The organism is Nonomuraea sp. NPDC050328 (assembly GCF_044459405.1).
Classification (GTDB): Bacteria; Actinomycetota; Actinomycetes; order Streptosporangiales; family Streptosporangiaceae; genus Nonomuraea.
This window is the reverse complement of the sequence record NZ_JBITIW010000002.1, coordinates 868,758-885,260: the sequence shown is the minus strand read 5'-3', so window position 1 is coordinate 885,260 and position 16,503 is coordinate 868,758. Positions and strand designations below refer to the sequence as shown.

The window sequence follows — 16,503 nt, the reverse complement described above, 5'->3', positions numbered from 1 at the left end:
GGGCTCTCTGGAGCTGTTACCTGCGGTCGTTGTGCGGGCCGTCGCCACCGGGGAAGGCACCCTGGTGCTGCGGGGCCTGCTCGCCGAAGGGAGTGGGCGCGCCGCCGGGCAGGGCCTGGGCTCCGCTCTGCGGGAGCGAGTGCGACATGGCCGGCGAGCCGCCGGGCATGACCGAGAACCCGCCGGTGCCGGCCTCGTGGCCTGCGGCGTTGAGCTCGGAGAGCTGGTTCTCCAGGTAGAGCTTGAGGCGGGAGCGGTACTCGCGCTCGAAGCTGCGCAGCTCTTCGACCTTGCGCTCAAGCTCGTCACGGGTGGTGACGAGGGAGCCCATGGCCTGGCGGTGGCGCTCCTGGGCGTCGCGCTCGAGCGTCTCGGCGCGGGCACGGGCATCGCCGATGACCTGCTCGGCCTGGCGGCGGGCCTTGGTGAGGATGTCGTCGGCCTCGCGGCGGGCGCGGGTGACGGTCTCGTCGGCCTCCCGGCGGGCGTCGGCGATCGCCTGGTCGGCGGTCTGCTGCGCCAGCGCGAGCACGCGGGCCGCGGTGTCCATGTTGTCCTCGGCGGGCGGCATGCCCATGCCGACCGGCTGCTGCTGCTGCGGCTGGATCGGCTGCTGCTGCTGCACCGGCTCCGGCTGCTGCATCGGCGGGGCCATCATGGGCTGCTGCTCCGGCATCTGCTGCTGGCCGGGCATCTGCTGGATGGGCGCCGAGGCCATGGGCATCTGCTGCATGCCCCCTGGCACCTTGCCACGCAGGCACTCGGCCAGCTTGGCGCGCAACTCCTCGTTCTCCTGGATGAGGCGGTCAAGCTCAGCCTCGACCTCGTCGAGGAAGGCGTCCACCTCTTCCTCGTCGTAGCCCGGCCGCAGCCGGGTGGTACTGAACTGCTTGTTCCGCACATCAGCGGGCGTCAGCGGCATCTTTTGGTCTCCTTGGCGCGCTTGAGGGTCTGTCCGTCCAGGAGGCAGGCCCCCGAATCACTTCAGCGCGGACACGAGTCGGATCTTGACCGTGACCTCACAGGGTGTTGCTCAGGCCGTTCGTCAGTTGGATCAGGATCAGGACGACGATGAACAGCACTGTGAAGCTTAGGTCAAAGGCCACCGTACCCAACCTCAGGGGAGGAATGAAACGGCGAAGGAACTTGAGAGGTGGGTCTGTTGCGGTGTATGTGGCTTCAGCGAGGACCAGGACGACCCCCGAAGGCCGCCACGAACGGGCGAAGGCCTGCACCGTCTCGAAGATCATTCTGCCGATCAGCAGGACCAGGTAGAGCATCAGGACGAGCGCCACGATCTCAAGGAAGATCTTCACGGCTTACCCGCTCCCCCGCTCCTGGTGTGGGTCGATGACATACAGAGACTCTAACTCTGGTTGAAGAATCCGCGTTCCGCGATTCGGGCCTTGTCCTCGGCGGTCACCTCGACATTGGCAGGGGACAACAGGAACACCTTGTTGGTAACACGTTCAATCGTGCCATGTAGGCCAAAGACCAGACCTGCCGCGAAATCCACCAGACGTTTGGCGTCAGAGTCCACCATTTCGGTCAGGTTCATGATCACCGGGGTACCCTCGCGGAAGTGCTCGCCGATGGTGCGGGCCTCGTTGTAGGTCCGGGGGTGCAGGGTGGTGATGCGCGCCAGATCGGTCGTGCGGCGCTCCAGGACGGTCGTGGCGGGCCGCGGGGCGGGGACTCCAGGCCCGGTGTCCTCCTCGGGCTCCTGGACGGCTACCGCCCGATCCTCGCCGGTTCGAGGCGTCTCGTCCTCGTAGCCGTACTCGTAGGTCTCATACCTCTCGTAGCGGTCGTCCTCCACGAGACCGAGGTAGATTGCCATCTTGCGCATCGCGCCGGCCATCGCTCCGTCGTCCTCCTGCTCCTGGTTCCGAGGCGGTGTTCGCGGCCGGAGCCGCTGCCGTACCCCCCTTGGAGCCCACCGCTGCGCAGGTGTGAACACCCGCGTGAAGGGACATTACCTGACGAAGGGCTTGCGGCGGCCGAGCAACGCCGTACCGACTCGCACGTGTGTCGCCCCATGTGCTACGGCTTCGGACAAATCCCCGCTCATCCCGGCGGAGACCATGGTCGCCCCCGGATGTTCGGCCCGTACGGCCCGCGCCACCTCGGCCAGCCGGGCGAACGCCTTGCCCGGTTCGGCCCCCAGTGGCGCCACGGCCATCACGCCCGCCAGGCGCAGACCCTCGGCCCCGGCCACGAGCGCGGCCAGATCCAGCGCATCGGCCGGCCGTACCCCGCCCCGGGCCTGCTCGTCCCGGGCGGCGCCCGGCCGCGGCGCGGAGCCGGGGTTCTCGTCGAGGTCGATCTGCAGGAGGCAGCCGATCACGCGCTGGGCCCGCTCAGCCTCGCGGCTGAGCGCGGTGACCAGGCGGGAGCGGTCCACGGAGTGCACGTAGTCGGCGTAGGACGCCACCGAGCGCACCTTGTTGGTCTGCAACTGCCCGACGAAGTGCCAGGTCAGCGGCAGCCCGGCGCATTCGCGCGCCTTGCCGGCCGCCTCCTGGTCGCGGTTCTCCCCCACGTCGCGGACCCCGAGCGAGGCCAGGATCCGCACGTCGGAGGCCGGGTAGGTCTTGGTCACCGCGATGAGCGCGACCTCGGACCGGTCCCGCCCCGCGGCCCGGCAGGCGTCGGCGATCTGCGCCTCCACCTCGGCCAGGCCGTGGGCGATCTGCTCCCGGCGGCTCAGATCACTTGAGGAAGTCGGGGACGTCAAGCTCTTCTTCCTGCTCCTCGAAGACCACCGGCCGCCGCTTGCCCGGCTCACCCATCCGCGAGGTGATGGGGGTGGGCGGGTTGGCGGGCTCGGGGGCCGGCTTGGGGATCGACACCGGCGCGGGCGGCTCGGCCTCGGCCTGGACCGGCTCGGGCGCGGCGACGGGCGCCGGGGCGCTCTCCACCGGGCGGACCGGCTCGGGACGGACGGGCTCCGGGCGGACCGGCTCGGGGCGCGCGGGCGCCTCGGACCGCATCGGCTCGGAACGGTACTCCGGCCGCGGCGGCTCGGAGCGGACCGGCTCGGGCCGGCTGGGCTCGGCGCGGTAGTCGCCGCGCGGAGGCTCGGACCGGTAGTCGCCGCGCGGCGGCTCCGACCGGTAGTCGCCGCGGGCCGGCTCGGCCCGCCAGTCGCCGCGCACCGGCTCGGGACGGCCCGGCTCCGGACGCGGGGTCTCGGCCTTCACGGTCGGCCGGTGCGTGGGCGCCGCCGCGGGACGGGCCTGCGGCTTGGGCACCTCCTTGGCCGGCGGCTTGACGTCGTCGAAGCCGGCGGCGATGACGGTGACGCGCACCTCGTCGCCGAGGGCGTCGTCGATGACCGTGCCGAAGATGATGTTCGCGTCCGGCGCGGCGGCGTTGGAGACGAGCTGGGCCGCCTCGTTGATCTCGAAGAGCCCGAGGTCGGAGCCGCCCGCGATGGACAGCAGCACGCCGTGCGCACCGTCGATCGAGGCCTCCAGCAGGGGGCTGGAGACGGCCATCTCGGCGGCGGCGACCGACCGGTCGTCACCACGCGCATGCCCTATGCCCATGAGGGCCGAGCCCGCGCCGGACATGACGGACTTGACGTCCGCGAAGTCCAGGTTGATCAGGCCGGGCGTGGTGATCAGGTCGGTGATGCCCTGGACACCGGACAGCAGCACCTGGTCGGCCGCCTTGAAGGCGTCCAGCACGCTGACCTGCCGGTCGGAGATCGACAGCAGCCGGTCGTTCGGGATCACGATCAGCGTGTCGACCTCGTCGCGCAGGGTCTCGATGCCGGCCTCGGCCTGCATCGCCCGGCGCCGGCCCTCGAAGCTGAAGGGCCGGGTGACCACACCGATGGTGAGGGCGCCCAGCGAGCGCGCGATGTTGGCGACCACGGGCGCGCCGCCCGTGCCGGTGCCGCCGCCCTCGCCCGCTGTGACGAAGACCATGTCGGCCCCCTTGAGGACCTCCTCGATCTCCTCACGATGATCTTCGGCCGCCTTGCGGCCCACTTCCGGGTTGGCCCCGGCGCCCAGGCCACGCGTCAGTTCGCGGCCAACGTCCAACTTGACATCGGCGTCACTCATCAGCAGCGCCTGGGCGTCGGTATTGATGGCGATGAACTCGACGCCCTTGAGTCCCTCCTCGATCATCCGGTTAACGGCGTTCACTCCGCCGCCGCCAATGCCGACGACCTTGATGACCGCGAGGTAGTTCTGCGGTGCTGCCACGACGAGGGGCCTTTCCGCTCGTTGACTTGCCATTTCGGTGCGGACTGATTCCGCGTTTCAAACCCTCAACCTCAAGTTGAGATTCAGATTTATGTCAACCTGAGGGTCGATACGGACAGTAGAAGCCCCACTCCGGGCGGGTCAACTAACCCCGCCGCAACCCGTCCGGCGTGTCGCGGCTGTCCTATTTCAGCGTTACCACTTCCGGCGAGCTCACGTCGTAGACGCGCGCCTTGCGGCTCAGCAGCTCGGCCAGCACTCGGGCCTTGTCGACGGCCCGGTCGGGACCGCCCCAGATCACCTCGCGCCCGTCGGACAGGAGCAAGGAGATCCCGTCCGCCGAAGTCGCCCGGATCTCGTCGACGCGTTGCGCCAGCGCGGGCGGCAGCGCGTTGACGACCTCGAGGGCCGCCTTGGTGGCCGGATCGCCGGGACCCGGCCGGTCGAGCTTCAGGACCGGCAGCCGCGGCGGCCCGACGTCCTTGATCTCGGTCACCACGCCCTCCCGGTCGATCAGCGCCGCCTTGCCGTTGACCGGCACCACCGCCACCGGCTCGCGCTCGACGACCTCGATGGTCAGCGTGCCCGGCCAGGAGCGGGCGGCCCGGGCGGTGGCGATCTTGCGGATCCCCAGCACCCGGCCCTCGACGGTGGCCAGATCGACCGTCGCCAGAGGCTGGAGCTCGGGCACGGCCGCCTGTTTTTTGATCTCTTCGGTAGGAACTGTGAGATTTCCCACGATTTGTACGGTTCGTACCCCAAGGACCGGTGAGACGAAGACGAGCCACGCCGCGGTGCCGACCACTCCGGCGGTCAGCAGGACGATGAAGGCCCGGCGCGCGCCCCCGCCGCGCAGGCCCCTCACCGCGTGGCCCCGGCCCCGTCGCCCGGCCGCGCGCCCGTCGCGCCCCTCACGGGGCGGCCCCGGCCGCGTCGCCGTCGCCCAGGCGCCGCACGATCAGCGGGCCCAGCTCGGTCACGTCGCCCGCGCCCATGGTCAGCACGATGTCGCCGGGCCGCGCCCGGCCGGCCACCGCGTCGGGCACCTCGGCCTTGTCCGGCACGTACACCACCCGCTCGTGCGGCACCCGCGAGGCCACCAGCGCCCCGGAGACGCCCGGCTCGGGATCCTCCCGCGCGCCGTACACGTCGAGCACGATCGCCTCGTCGGCCAGCCCCAGCGCCGCGCCGAACTCCTCGGCGAAGAAGCGGGTGCGGGAGTAGAGGTGCGGCTGGAAGACCGCGATCACCCGGCCCTCGCCGGAGTAGGAGGCCACCACGTCCCGCGCGGCGCGCAGGTCGGCGGCGAGCTCGGTCGGGTGGTGGGCGTAGCTGTCGAAGACGGCCACGCCGCCCGCCTCGCCCTTGGCCTCGAAGCGCCGCTTGGCGCCGCCGAAGGCCGCCAGGCCGGCCCTGGCGTCGTCGAAGGAGCGGCCCAGCGCCTCCACCACCGCCACCACCGCGGTGGCGTTGAGCGCGTTGTGGGCTCCAGGTACGGCCAGCCGTACCTGACCACGGCCCTCGATCTCGAAGACCGTGCCGAACCCGTCGGGACGCACGTCCAGCACCCGGTAGTCGGCGCCCTCGGCCGTGCCGTAGGTCAGCACGCGGCAGCGGGCCCGCTCGGCCAGCGCCATGGCGCCCGGGTCGTCGGCGCACAGGATCAGCAGCGAGCCCACCCGCTCGGCGAAACGCGCGAAGCTGGCGTGGACGGCATGCGGGTCGCCGTAGTTGTCGAGGTGGTCGGCCTCCACGTTGGTGACCACCGCGATGTCGGGGGCCAGCATCAGGAAGGAGCCGTCGCTCTCGTCGGCCTCGGCCACGAAGGCGCCGCCGGCGCCCTCGTCGGCGCCCAGGCCGGTGGTGACGAGCTGCCCGCCGACGCAGTAGGACGGGTCGGCCCCGCACTTCTGCAGCGCCACGGTGAGCATCGAGGTCGTGGTGGTCTTGCCGTGGGTGCCCGCGATGGCCACGCCGGTGCGCCCGGCCATGACCGAGGCGAGCGCGGCGGCGCGCGGGATGACCCGCAGCCCCTTCTTCAGCGCCTCGCCCAGCTCGGGGTTGGAGTCGCGGATGGCGGTGGAGACCACGACGGTGTCGGCGTCCTTGACGTGCGAGGCGGCGTGGCCGATGAAGACCGTCGCGCCCAGCTCGCGCAGCTCGTTGACCATGTCGGAGCTGCGCGCGTCACTGCCGGTGACGCGCACGCCGCGCTTGAGCAGGATGCGCGCGATGCCCGACATGCCCGATCCGCCGATGCCGATGAAGTGCACCCGCCCGAGGTCCTCGGCGGCCACGGGGTCGACCAGTTTCACCAGGCTCATAGCGACAGCACCTGCTTGGCGAGCACGACGTCGGCGTCCTTGCGCCCCAGGGCCGCGGCGGCCTCCGACATGGCGGCGACCCGGTTCGGGTCGCGGAGGATGGGCAGCACGTTCTGGATGATCCAATCGGGTGACAGTTCGGAATCGTCGATCATGAGGCCGCCGCCGCCCGCCGCGATGGTCGCGGCGTTGATCCGCTGTTCGCCGTTGCCGATGGGCAGCGGGACGTAGGCGGCGGGCAGGCCGACCGCGGTCAGCTCGGCGCAGGTCAGCGCCCCGGCCCGGCAGAGCGCCAGGTCGGCGGCGGCGTAGGCCAGCTCCATGCGGTCGACGTAGGGCAGCACCACGTACTGCGGGTCGCCGGGCGGCGGCTCGCGGTCGAGGGTGTTCTTGGGGCCGAGCATGTGCAGCACCTGCACCCCGGCCGCACGCAGCGCGGGCGCGGCGGCCAGCGCGGCGTGGTTGAGCGAGCGGGCCCCCTGGGAGCCGCCGAAGACCAGCAGCGTGGGCCGGTCGGTCTGCAGCCCGAACCACGAGCGGGCCTTGTCGCCCAGCGAGAAGCGGTCGAGGGTGGCGATCTGCCGGCGCAGCGGCGTGCCGATGTAGACCGACTTGGCCAGCGTGCACTCGGGGTGCCCGGTGAAGACGTGGGTGGCGTAGCGCGCGCCGAGCCGGTTGGCCAGCCCCGGCTTGGGGTTGGCCTCGTGCACGACGATCGGGATGCCGCGGCGCTTGGCCGCCAGGTAGGCCGGGGCGGCGACGTAGCCGCCGAAGCCGACCAGCGCCTCCGCGCCCACCTTCTCCATGATCGTCGAGGCTTCGCCGACCGCGCCGGACAGCCGGCCCGGCATGGTCAGCAGCGCCGGGGAGAGCGTGCGCGGCAGCGGCACCGCGGGAATGAGCTGCAGGTCGTAACCCCTGGCCGGCACCAGCCTGGTCTCCAGGCCGCGCTCGGTGCCCAGGCAGGTGACCGAGCTCGAGCGATCGAGCCGGCGCAGGGCCTCGGCAAGGGCGAGCGCGGGCTCGATGTGGCCGGCCGTACCGCCCCCGGCGAGCACCACCCTCATGATCACGACCCTCCTCGTCTGCCTCCCAGGCCAAGCCAGCTTAGAGCCCGTGCGGCCGGTCCGGGGCCACGTGCGGCGAGAGCTTCACGCGCACCCGGTTCCTGTTTGGCGAACGACAGCAGCATGCCGAGCGCGGCCAGGGTGGGCAGCAGGGCCGAGCCGCCGTAGGAGACCAGCGGCAACGGGATTCCGGTGATCGGCAGGACGCCGATCACGGCCCCGATGTTGACGATGGCCTGCCCGGCTATCCAGGCGACGACGGCCGCCGAGGCCAGCCGGATGAAGGGGTCGGTGGCCCGCCAGGCCACCCGCAGCCCGGCGTAGCCCAGCAGCCCGACGATGGTGACCACCGACAGGGTGCCGACCAGGCCGAGCTCCTCGCCGACGATGGAGAAGATGAAGTCGCTCTCGCCGTGCGGCAGCCAGTTCCACTTCTGCCGGCTGGCGCCCAGGCCCAGGCCGAACCAGCCGCCCGAGCCCATCGCGATCTGGCCCTGCACCGCCTGGTAGCCGCCGTCCTGCGGGTCGGCCCACGGATCGAGGAAGGAGGCGATGCGGGCCATGCGGTAGGGCTCGACCCAGATCATCACCAGCGCGGCGAAGACCGCCAGCGCCAGGATGCCGCCGAAGAGCTTGATCGGCGCGCCGACCACCCACAGCAGCGCCAGGAAGATCATGAACAGCACCAGCGTGGTGCCCAGGTCGCGGCCGAGCATGACCAGCACGGCCAGGATGGCCACGCCGGGCATCAGCGGCAGCAGCATCTGCCGCCACTCGATGCGGCCCATCCGCGCCCGCCGCGACAGCAGGTCGGCGCCCCACAGCGCCAGCGCCAGCTTGGCCGGCTCCGACGGCTGGATGGTGAGGCCACCGATGTAGATCCACCGCTGCGCGCCCAGCTCGGCCGAGCCGATGAACAGCACCAGCACCAGCGACAGGATGGCGATCGCCATCAGCGGGTAGCCGGCCCACTTGAAGAAGCGGTGCGGCAGCCGCGAGCACAGCCACATCAGCATCAGGCCCAGCGCCGCGGAGAAGGACTGCTTGCCGAACCAGGAGAACGGGCTGCCGGTCTTCTGCAGCGCCTCGATGCTGGAGGCGCTGAGCACCATCATCAGCCCGAGCGACAGCAGCAGCACGCTGCAGCCGATGATCAGGTAGTAGCTGGCCAGCGGCCGGGCCAGCAGCTCGCGCAGCGCGCCGAACTGCTCGCGGAACCAGGCGGTCGGCCCTTCCTCGGACCGGCGGGCCCGGGCGGCCGGGTCGGCCGCCTTCGCCGGCCGCCCGCCCGCGGCGCCGGCCGTCACCGGGCGCCCGCCGTGCCATCCGCCGAGTCGCCTGCCGGGTCGCCTGCCGAGTCGCTTGCCGGGTCGCCCGTCGGGTCGCCCGTCGGGTCGTGGCCTGCCGGGCTTTCGGTGGCCGGTACGGCCAGCGCGTGGACGGCGCGGGCGAAGGCCTGCCCGCGGGCCGGGTAGTTGGCGAACATGTCCAGGGAGGCGGCCGCGGGGGCCAGCAGCACGGTGTCCCCCGGGGAGGCGAGCCTGGCGGCTTCGACGACGACACGGTCCATCACGCCAGTGTCGCGCCCGTCGATGTCCACGACCGGGACATCCGGCGCGTGTCGCGCCAGCGCCTCGGCGATCACCGCGCGGTCGGTGCCGAGCAGCACGGCCCCGCGCAGCCGCGGCGCCGCCCGCCGGACCAGGTCCTCCACGTCGGCGCCCTTGAGCAGGCCGCCGGCCACCCACACGATCGACTCGTAGGCGGCCAGCGCCGCCGCGGCCGCGTGCGGGTTGGTGGCCTTGGAGTCGTCGACGTAGTCCACCTCGGCGACCCGCTCCACGAAGGCCATCCGGTGCGGGTCGGGCTTGAAGTCGAGCAGGCCCTGCCGTACGGCTGCCGCCGGCACGCCCAGGGTGCGGGCCAGCGCCGCAGCGGCCAGCGCGTTGGCCACGTTGTGCGGCGCGAACGGCTTGACGTCGGCCAGCGTCGCCAGCTCCTCGGCCTGGCCGACCGGGTCGTCGACGAACGCCCGGTCCACCAGCAGGTCCTCGACCAGGCCCAGCTCGCCGGGCCGGGGCACGCCCAGGGTGAAGCCCACCGCCCGCTCGCCGTACGGCTCGGCCAGCCGGGCGACCTCGGGGTCGTCGGCGTTGAAGACCACGTGCCGCGCGCCCTCGAAGATGCGGGCCTTGGCCGCGGCGTACTCCGCCATCGAGCCGTGCCAGTCGAGGTGGTCGGGCGCCAGGTTGAGTATCGCCCCGGCGTGCGGGGCCACGCTCGGCGACCAGTGCAGCTGGAAGCTGGACAGCTCCACCGCCAGCACGTCGTACGGCCCGCCGACCGCCTCCACGACCGGCACGCCGACGTTGCCCACCGCCACCGCCTTGTGCCCGGCGGCCAGCAGCATGGCGGTGAGCATCCGCACCACCGTGGTCTTGCCGTTGGTGCCGGTCAGCGCCAGCCAGGGCGCCGCGCCCTGCTCCTCGCGCAGCCGCCAGGCCACCTCGACCTCGCCGATCACCTCGACGCCCGCCTCGGCGGCGGCCACCATCAGCGGGTGGTGCGGCGCCCAGCCGGTGGTGACCAGCCGCTGCACGCCCTCGGGCAGCTCGACCGGGCCGAAGCGCACCTCGACCCCGAGGCGGCGCAGCGAGTCGGCGGCCACGCGCTGGGCCTCCCCCTCGACCGCCTCGACCACCACGACGCGCTCGCCGCGCTCGGCCAGCACCCGGGCGGCGGCGGCGCCGGAGACGCCCAGCCCGGCGACGCAGACATAACTCACTTGGGCATCCACTCCACGTAGAACAGTCCGAGGCCCAGCGCCGCGCAGAGCATGGCGATCAGCCAGAACCGCACCACGATGGTGGTCTCCGCCCAGCCCTTGAGCTCGAAGTGGTGCTGCAGCGGCGCCATACGGAAGATCCGTTTCCCGGTCAGCTTGAACGAGCCGACCTGGAGGATCACCGACATCGTGATGACCACGCACAGCCCGGCCAGGATGATCAGCAGGAGCTGGGTGCGGGTGCAGATGGCCAGGCCGGCCAGCACGCCGCCCAGGGCCAGCGAGCCGGTGTCGCCCATGAAGATCCGGGCCGGCGGGGCGTTCCACCACAGGAAGCCGATGAGCGAGCCGAGCACGGCGGCGGCGACCACCGCCAGGTCGAGTGGATCTCGCACCAGGTAGCAGTTGGGGCCGAGCTGGTCGATGCAGTTGTTGCGGAGCTGCCAGTTGCCGATCAGCACGTAGGCGGCCAGCACCACGCCGGTGGCGCCGGAGGCCAGGCCGTCGAGGCCGTCGGTCAGGTTCACCGCGTTGGAGAAGCCGACGATCATCACCAGCACCCAGATGGTGAAGCCGATGATGCCGATGGAGGGCCCGAAGTCGCGCAGGAACGACAGCCGCGGCTCGGCCGGGGTGATGTCGTAGGCGTTGGGGAAGTTGGTGACCATGACCGCGAAGACCGCGCCCACGACGAGCTGGCCCAGCGCCTTCGCGCCGCTGCGCAGGCCGAGGCTGCGCTGCTTGTAGATCTTGATGAAGTCGTCGAGGAAGCCGACCGCGCCCAGGCCGGTCATCAGGAAGAGCACCTGCATGCCCGAGGCGGTGGGCTCCTCCAGCATGGCCAGGTGGGAGGCGCAGTAGGCGAGCAGCGAGGCCAGGACGAAGACGATGCCGCCCATGGTGGGCGTGCCCTTCTTGCCCAGGTGCGCCTGCACGCCATCCTCGCGGACCTCCTGGCCGATACCGCGCCGGCTGAACAGCCGGATGGCCAGCGGGGTGCCCAGCATGGACAGGATCAGCCCCACCGCGCCCGCGATGATGATGTTGGTCACTGGACGGCACCCCCGGCGAGCACCAGCTCCGCCGTGCGCTCCAGGCTCATCGCCCGCGGACCCTTGACCAGCACGGCGTCGCCCGGCCGCAGCCAGGCGTGGAGCTGCGCCGCGGCGGCCGCGGCGTCGGGCACGTGCACGATCTGGGTGAGCGGCGCCGCGCCGGCGTGACCGCCCGCGATCGGCCCGCCGCCGGGGTACTCCGGCCCGGCCGGGTGGCCCGGGGCAGGTCGGGTGTAGTCGGGCAGCGCGCTCGGCTGCCGGCCCGCGCCGGCGTAGTCGGGCAGCGCGCTGGGCGCCGCCGCCTGCTGGGCGGCCTCCATCGCGCCGCGCAGCACCGGCTCGGCGTCGGGACCGGCCACGACCAGCCCGGCCAGCCCGGCGCCGCCGGCCAGCCGGCCCAGCTCCTCGTTGAGCTCAGGGCCGTCCTCGCCCAGCTCGCGCAGGGCGGCGATGACCGCGAAACGCCGCCGGCCACGGCCCAGCGCGGCGAAGGCCTCGAAGGCCGCGCGCATCGAGTCGGGGTTGGCGTTGTAGGCGTCGTTGATCACGGTGACGCCGTCGGGGCGCTCGGAGACCTCCATGCGCCAGCGGCTGCGCGGCTCGGCGGCCGACAGCTCCCGGGCGATCGTGGAGACCGGCAGGCCCAGCTCCCAGGCGACCGCGGCGGCGGCCAGCACGTTGGACACGGCGTGCTCGCCGTACAGGCTGAGGGAGACCGGCGCCGAGCCGGAAGGCGTCTCCAGCGTGAAGGAGGCGCGGCCCCGCGCGTCGAGCACCACGTCGGCGGCGCGCACGACGGCGTCCTCCGACCGGCCGAAGAAGGTGACCCGGGCGGCGGTCCGCTCGGCCATCTCGCGCACCAGCGGGTCGTCGGCGTTGAGCACCGCGACGCCGGAGCCGGGCAGCGCCTCGACCAGCTCGCCCTTGGCCTTGGCGATGGCCTCCTTGCCGCCGAAGACGCCCAGGTGGGCGGTGCCGACGTTGAGCACGACGCCGATCGAGGGCGGCGCGATGCGGGCCAGGTAGGCGATGTGGCCGGTGTTGCGGGCGCTCAGTTCCAGCACCAGGTAGCGGGTGTCGGCGTCGGCGCGCAGCACGGTCAGCGGGTGGCCGATCTCGTTGTTGTAGCTGCCGACGGGCGCGACGGTCGGCCCGATCAGCTCGGTGAGCCGCGCGATCAGGTCCTTGGTGGTGGTCTTGCCGGCCGAGCCGGTCACGCCGACGATCGTCGCGGCGGGCAGCGAGCCGGCCAGCACGGTCGCGAGCTCGGCCAGGGCGGCCACCGGGTCGGTGACGATCACGGCGGGCGCGTCGACCGGCCGCGAGGCCAGCACCGCCACGGCCCCGGCGCGTACGGCTTCCGCCGCGAAGTCGTGCCCGTCGACCCGCTCACCCCGGATCGCCACGAACAGGGATCCCGGCTCCACGGCCCGCGAGTCGGTCACGACGGGCCCGCGGACGACGGCGCGCGGGTCGGCCGAGCCGGACAGCGCGCCGGAGGCGATCTCGGCGATCCTCGCCAGCGGCATCGGGATCATGGTTTGACCTTCCTGAGTTCTTCGGCGACGACCACGCGGTCGTCGAACGGGATCACCTCGCCGGCGACGTACTGGCCCTGCTCGTGACCCTTGCCCGCCACGACGACCACGTCGCCCGGCCCGGCCCCGGCCAGCGCCAGCCCGATGGCGGCCCTGCGGTCGGGTTCGACGATCACGTGGGCCCGCTCGGCGAGCGGGACCCGCAGCGCCCCGTCCATCATCGCAACGAGGATGGCCAGCGGATCCTCCGACCGGGGGTTGTCGCTGGTGAAAATGGCCACATCGGCCAGGCGGGCGGCCAGTTCCCCCATGATGGGGCGCTTGCCGCTGTCGCGGTCGCCGCCGCAGCCGAGCACGACCGTCAGCCGGCCCTCGGTGACCTGGCGGGTGGCGGTCAGGACCGACTCCACCGCGCCGGGCTTGTGGGAGTAGTCCACGATCGCCTGGAAGGGGTCACCGGCGGCGGTGACGCGCTCCATGCGGCCTGGCACGCCCTTGAGCCCGCCCACGCCGCGCACCGCGGCCTGGAGCGGCACGCCCGCCTCGACCAGCGCCACGATGGCGCCCAGCGCGTTGGCGACGTTGAACGGGCCCGGCAGCGCGAGCTCGACCTCGGCCTCGACGCCGCCGGGGCCGAGCACGCGGAAGCTGCTGCCCTCGGAGTCCAGGCGCACGTCGGCGGCCCGCCAGTCGGCCTCGGGCGAGCCGAGCGCGGAGAAGGTGGTCATCGGGATCTTCGCCACCCCGAGCAGCTCGCGCCCGTGCTCGTCGTCGAGGTTGGTCACCCCGGTCCTGCTGAACTCGGGCTGGAAGAGCTTGGCCTTGGTGGCGAAGTAGTCGGCCAGGTCGCGGTGGAAGTCGAGGTGGTCCTGCGACAGGTTGGTGAACAGCGCCACGTCGTAGAACAGGCCGTCGACCCGGCCCAGGGCCAGGGCGTGGCTGGAGACCTCCATGGTCGCCGCGGTCACGCCGCGCTCGCGCATGAGCGCGAACAGGCCGTGCAGCTCGGAGGCCTCGGGCGTGGTCAGCCGCGGCACGAACACCAGGTCGCCGGCGTGGATCTCCACCCCGCCGACCAGGCCGGTGCTGTGCCCGGCGGCGCGCAGGCCCGCCTCCAGCATGAAGGTGGTGGTGCTCTTGCCGCTGGTGCCGGTCACGCCGATCACCGCGATGTCGTGGGCGGGCTGGCCGTACACCCAGGAGGCGATCTGGCCGAGCAGGCCGCGCGGGTCGTCGACCACGAGCACGGGCAGGCCGGTCGCGGCGGCGGCCTCGCGTCCCGCGGGGTCGGTGAGGATGGCGGCCGCGCCGGCGGCCAGCGCCTGGGCGGAGAAGTCGGCGCCGTGGGCGGTGCTGCCGGGCAGGGCGACGTACAGGTCGCCGCGGCGCACCGTGCGGGAGTCGATGGTGACTCCGGTGAGCGCCGCGTGCGGGGTACGCGTGACGGCGGCGTCGAGCATGGTGGCCAGGCCGCTCAGCGGGCGCGCGGCGGCCGCGGCCGGTCGCATGACGACCTGGCCGGCGGCATGGGCCGCGGTCCCGGCGGCTTCGGCGGGACCGGCGACAGTGGGATCGGACGGGGAGAGCACGGCGAGAGCGTACCTAACCCGCTCACCCTCCGGCGCGTGTCGCGCCGGACGGTGGAATCTTCTTGCTCTTGATCGCGAAGGTCATCACTTCCTTGAACACCGGCGCGGCGATCTGCCCGCCGAAATGACCTTCCTTGGGGTTCTGCAGCACGGCGAGCACCACGACCTGGGGCGCGTCGGCCGGGCTGAACCCCGCGAAGGAGGCGGTGTAGCCGTCGTAGCCGCCCAGCTTGGAGTCGTAGCGGTTGGCGGTGCCGGTCTTGCCGGCCACCCGGTAGCCGTCGATCGCGGCGGCCTGCCCGGTGCCCTCGGCGCTCACCGCGGTCTCCAGGATGGCGGTCAGCTCCTTGGCGGTGCGTTCGCTGATCACCCTGGTCTGCTTTCCCGGTGCGGCGGTGACGAGCCTGCCGTTGACGTCGGTCGTCCCCGCGATGATCTGCGGTTCGATCCGGACGCCGCCGTTGGCGATGGTCTGGTAGACGCTGGCCATCTGCAGCGCGGTCACCGACACGCCCTGGCCGTAGGCGATGGTGCAGTGCTGGCTGCCCTGCCACTTGGTGTGCACCGGCAGCAGCCCGGCCTCCTCGCCCGGCACCCCGCCGCCCGGCCGGGCGCCGAAGCCGAAGGCCCGCAGCATCTCGTACAGCTTCTGGCTGCCGATCTTGCGCGCGGCCTGGACGGTGGCGGTGTTGCTGGACTGCCCCATCGCCTCCTGGAAGGTCATCTTCTCCGTCTTGTGCGGGTGGGAGTCGCGCAGCACCCGGTCGTAGCACTTGATGCTGTCGGCCACGGTCAGCTCGGTCTCGGGCCGCAGCACCCCGCTCTCCAGCGCGGCGGCGGCGGTGATGACCTTGTTGGTGCTGCCGGGCTCGAAGACCTCGGCGGCGGCGCGGTTGACGTACAGCTCCGGCTTGAACTCGCGCCACTTGCTCAGGTCCACCTCAGGCGCGTTGGCCATGGCCATGATCTGGCCGGTCTTGACGTCCATCACGATCACCGTGCCGCTGTCGGCGCGGCTGGCCTCGACCTGGCGGGCGATCGCCTGCTGGGCGGCCCACTGCAGGTCGCGTTCGATGGTCAGCCGCACGTCGCGGCCCTCCACGGGCGCGGTGCTCTGGCTGCGCGTCATCGGGATGCGCTGGCCGTCGCGGCCGATCTCGACCTTCAGCTCGCCGTTGCGGCCGGCCAGCAGCGAGTCGTGCGCGGCCTCCATGCCGGCCAGGCCGCCGCCGTCGTTGCCGACGAAGCCCACCACGCCGCCGGCCAGGTCGCGGGCCGGGTAGTCGCGGCGGTAGTGCTTCTTGACGCTGACCGTCGGCAGCTTGAGCTTGAGCAGCGCCTCGGCGGTCGAGGGCGTGACGTCCTTGGCGATGAGCTGGTAGCGCAGGTTGGTGCGGGAGAGCTTGGCCATGACCTCGGGCTGCGGCACGCCGAGGTGCTGGGCGAGGATGCCGGCCAGCTTCTCGCGCTGCTGGGGCGCGATCTTGCTGGGGTCGACGGAGATCTCCCGCGCCTCGATCGTCTGGGCCAGCGGGTGGCCGTTGACGTCGGTGATCTGGCCGCGCTTGGCCTGGATCTTCTCGGTGCGGACGCGCTGCTCGGCGGCGGCCGCCTCGTAGACCTTGGAGTCGAGGCCCTGCATCTGGATCAGCCGGCCGGCGAAGATGGACAGCACGAAGGCCATGCCGATCGCGCCGATCTTGAGGCGGCGGCGCGGGTTGCCCAGGCGCAGCACCATCGGCGGGCGCGGCGGCTGGGGCGGTGGCGGAGGCTTGCGTCCCGGGCCCGGCCTCGGTCCTCTCGGCCGCGGTACGGCAGGCCTGCCGTAGTCGCCACGCGGCCGCGACGGCCTGTCCTGGCCCAGGCGCTCACGACGGCGCTCGTCGCCCCGACCGTCCGCCCGTCGCTCGTCGGCACGCCCTTCTGCA

General features: G+C 72.6%; 14 protein-coding genes. All 14 read right to left on the bottom strand.

All coding sequences use genetic code 11. The annotated features are described in order from the left end of the window. Nucleotides 1-16: 16 nt before the first annotated feature. The 14 genes from ACIBG7_RS10270 to ACIBG7_RS10205 all read right to left on the bottom strand — a co-directional run bounded on the left by ACIBG7_RS10270 (nt 17) and on the right by ACIBG7_RS10205 (nt 16,313). On the bottom strand, nt 17-922 hold the full coding sequence (locus ACIBG7_RS10270; RefSeq protein ID WP_357924397.1) for a DivIVA domain-containing protein: 906 nt from the start codon (nt 920-922) through the stop codon (nt 17-19). 97 nt (nt 923-1,019) lie between these two features. Continuing rightward, nucleotides 1,020-1,280: a YggT family protein gene (locus ACIBG7_RS10265; protein ID WP_397335953.1), complete on the bottom strand. Its 261-nt coding sequence runs from the start codon at nt 1,278-1,280 to the stop codon at nt 1,020-1,022. 86 nt (nt 1,281-1,366) lie between these two features. Next, a complete protein-coding gene (locus ACIBG7_RS10260) occupies nt 1,367-1,861 on the bottom strand; it encodes a cell division protein SepF (protein WP_357924393.1) in 495 nt (164 codons plus the stop codon). Nucleotides 1,862-1,975: 114 nt separating this feature from the next. After that, nucleotides 1,976-2,737 (bottom strand): YggS family pyridoxal phosphate-dependent enzyme, encoded by a 762-nt coding sequence (locus tag ACIBG7_RS10255; protein ID WP_357924391.1) that lies wholly within the window; start codon nt 2,735-2,737, stop codon nt 1,976-1,978. Continuing rightward, a complete protein-coding gene (gene ftsZ / locus ACIBG7_RS10250; protein ID WP_357924389.1) occupies nt 2,712-4,217 on the bottom strand; it encodes a cell division protein FtsZ in 1,506 nt (501 codons plus the stop codon). The genes ACIBG7_RS10255 and ftsZ overlap by 26 nt, the downstream gene beginning before the upstream one ends. 184 nt (nt 4,218-4,401) lie before the next feature. Then, nucleotides 4,402-5,022 carry a cell division protein FtsQ/DivIB gene (locus tag ACIBG7_RS10245; RefSeq protein ID WP_397335952.1) on the bottom strand — a complete coding sequence of 207 codons (621 nt, stop codon included), beginning with the start codon at nt 5,020-5,022 and terminating at the stop codon, nt 4,402-4,404. A 106-nt stretch (nt 5,023-5,128) separates the two neighbouring features. Beyond that, on the bottom strand, nt 5,129-6,541 hold the full coding sequence (gene murC, locus ACIBG7_RS10240; RefSeq protein WP_397335831.1) for a UDP-N-acetylmuramate--L-alanine ligase: 1,413 nt from the start codon (nt 6,539-6,541) through the stop codon (nt 5,129-5,131). Then, nucleotides 6,538-7,608: an undecaprenyldiphospho-muramoylpentapeptide beta-N-acetylglucosaminyltransferase gene (murG, locus tag ACIBG7_RS10235; RefSeq protein WP_357924383.1), complete on the bottom strand. Its 1,071-nt coding sequence runs from the start codon at nt 7,606-7,608 to the stop codon at nt 6,538-6,540. Before murG ends, murC begins: the two co-directional genes overlap by 4 nt. Nucleotides 7,609-7,610: 2 nt before the next feature. Beyond that, nucleotides 7,611-8,915, bottom strand: coding sequence for a putative lipid II flippase FtsW (ftsW, locus tag ACIBG7_RS10230; protein WP_397335830.1), 1,305 nt, complete (start codon nt 8,913-8,915; stop codon nt 7,611-7,613). Then, on the bottom strand, nt 8,912-10,393 hold the full coding sequence (gene murD, locus ACIBG7_RS10225) for a UDP-N-acetylmuramoyl-L-alanine--D-glutamate ligase (protein WP_397335829.1): 1,482 nt from the start codon (nt 10,391-10,393) through the stop codon (nt 8,912-8,914). The genes ftsW and murD overlap by 4 nt, the downstream gene beginning before the upstream one ends. Then, entirely contained in the window at nt 10,390-11,445 is a 1,056-nt protein-coding gene (mraY, locus tag ACIBG7_RS10220) for a phospho-N-acetylmuramoyl-pentapeptide-transferase (protein WP_357924379.1), read from the bottom strand. The genes murD and mraY overlap by 4 nt, the downstream gene beginning before the upstream one ends. Next, nucleotides 11,442-12,986, bottom strand: a complete 1,545-nt coding sequence (murF, locus tag ACIBG7_RS10215) for a UDP-N-acetylmuramoyl-tripeptide--D-alanyl-D-alanine ligase (protein ID WP_397335828.1) — start codon at nt 12,984-12,986, stop codon at nt 11,442-11,444. The genes mraY and murF overlap by 4 nt, the downstream gene beginning before the upstream one ends. Next, nucleotides 12,983-14,494, bottom strand: coding sequence for a UDP-N-acetylmuramoyl-L-alanyl-D-glutamate--2,6-diaminopimelate ligase (locus ACIBG7_RS10210; protein WP_397335951.1), 1,512 nt, complete (start codon nt 14,492-14,494; stop codon nt 12,983-12,985). Before ACIBG7_RS10210 ends, murF begins: the two co-directional genes overlap by 4 nt. A 103-nt stretch (nt 14,495-14,597) precedes the next feature. Beyond that, nucleotides 14,598-16,313 carry a peptidoglycan D,D-transpeptidase FtsI family protein gene (locus tag ACIBG7_RS10205; protein WP_397335827.1) on the bottom strand — a complete coding sequence of 572 codons (1,716 nt, stop codon included), beginning with the start codon at nt 16,311-16,313 and terminating at the stop codon, nt 14,598-14,600. Nucleotides 16,314-16,503 lie beyond the last annotated feature (190 nt).

What these genes read in the sequence shown, in the direction of transcription:
- ACIBG7_RS10210 (WP_397335951.1), bottom strand. Translation starts at nt 14,494, where the DNA reads ATGCGACCGGCCGCGGCCGCCGCGCGCCCGCTGAGCGGCCTGGCCACC.
- ACIBG7_RS10260 (WP_357924393.1), bottom strand. Translation starts at nt 1,861, where the DNA reads ATGGCCGGCGCGATGCGCAAGATGGCAATCTACCTCGGTCTCGTGGAG.
- ACIBG7_RS10270 (WP_357924397.1), bottom strand. Translation starts at nt 922, where the DNA reads ATGCCGCTGACGCCCGCTGATGTGCGGAACAAGCAGTTCAGTACCACC.
- murC (WP_397335831.1), bottom strand. Translation starts at nt 6,541, where the DNA reads ATGAGCCTGGTGAAACTGGTCGACCCCGTGGCCGCCGAGGACCTCGGG.
- murG (WP_357924383.1), bottom strand. Translation starts at nt 7,608, where the DNA reads ATGAGGGTGGTGCTCGCCGGGGGCGGTACGGCCGGCCACATCGAGCCC.
- ACIBG7_RS10265 (WP_397335953.1), bottom strand. Translation starts at nt 1,280, where the DNA reads ATGCTCTACCTGGTCCTGCTGATCGGCAGAATGATCTTCGAGACGGTG.
- murF (WP_397335828.1), bottom strand. Translation starts at nt 12,986, where the DNA reads ATGATCCCGATGCCGCTGGCGAGGATCGCCGAGATCGCCTCCGGCGCG.
- ACIBG7_RS10205 (WP_397335827.1), bottom strand. Translation starts at nt 16,313, where the DNA reads ATGGTGCTGCGCCTGGGCAACCCGCGCCGCCGCCTCAAGATCGGCGCG.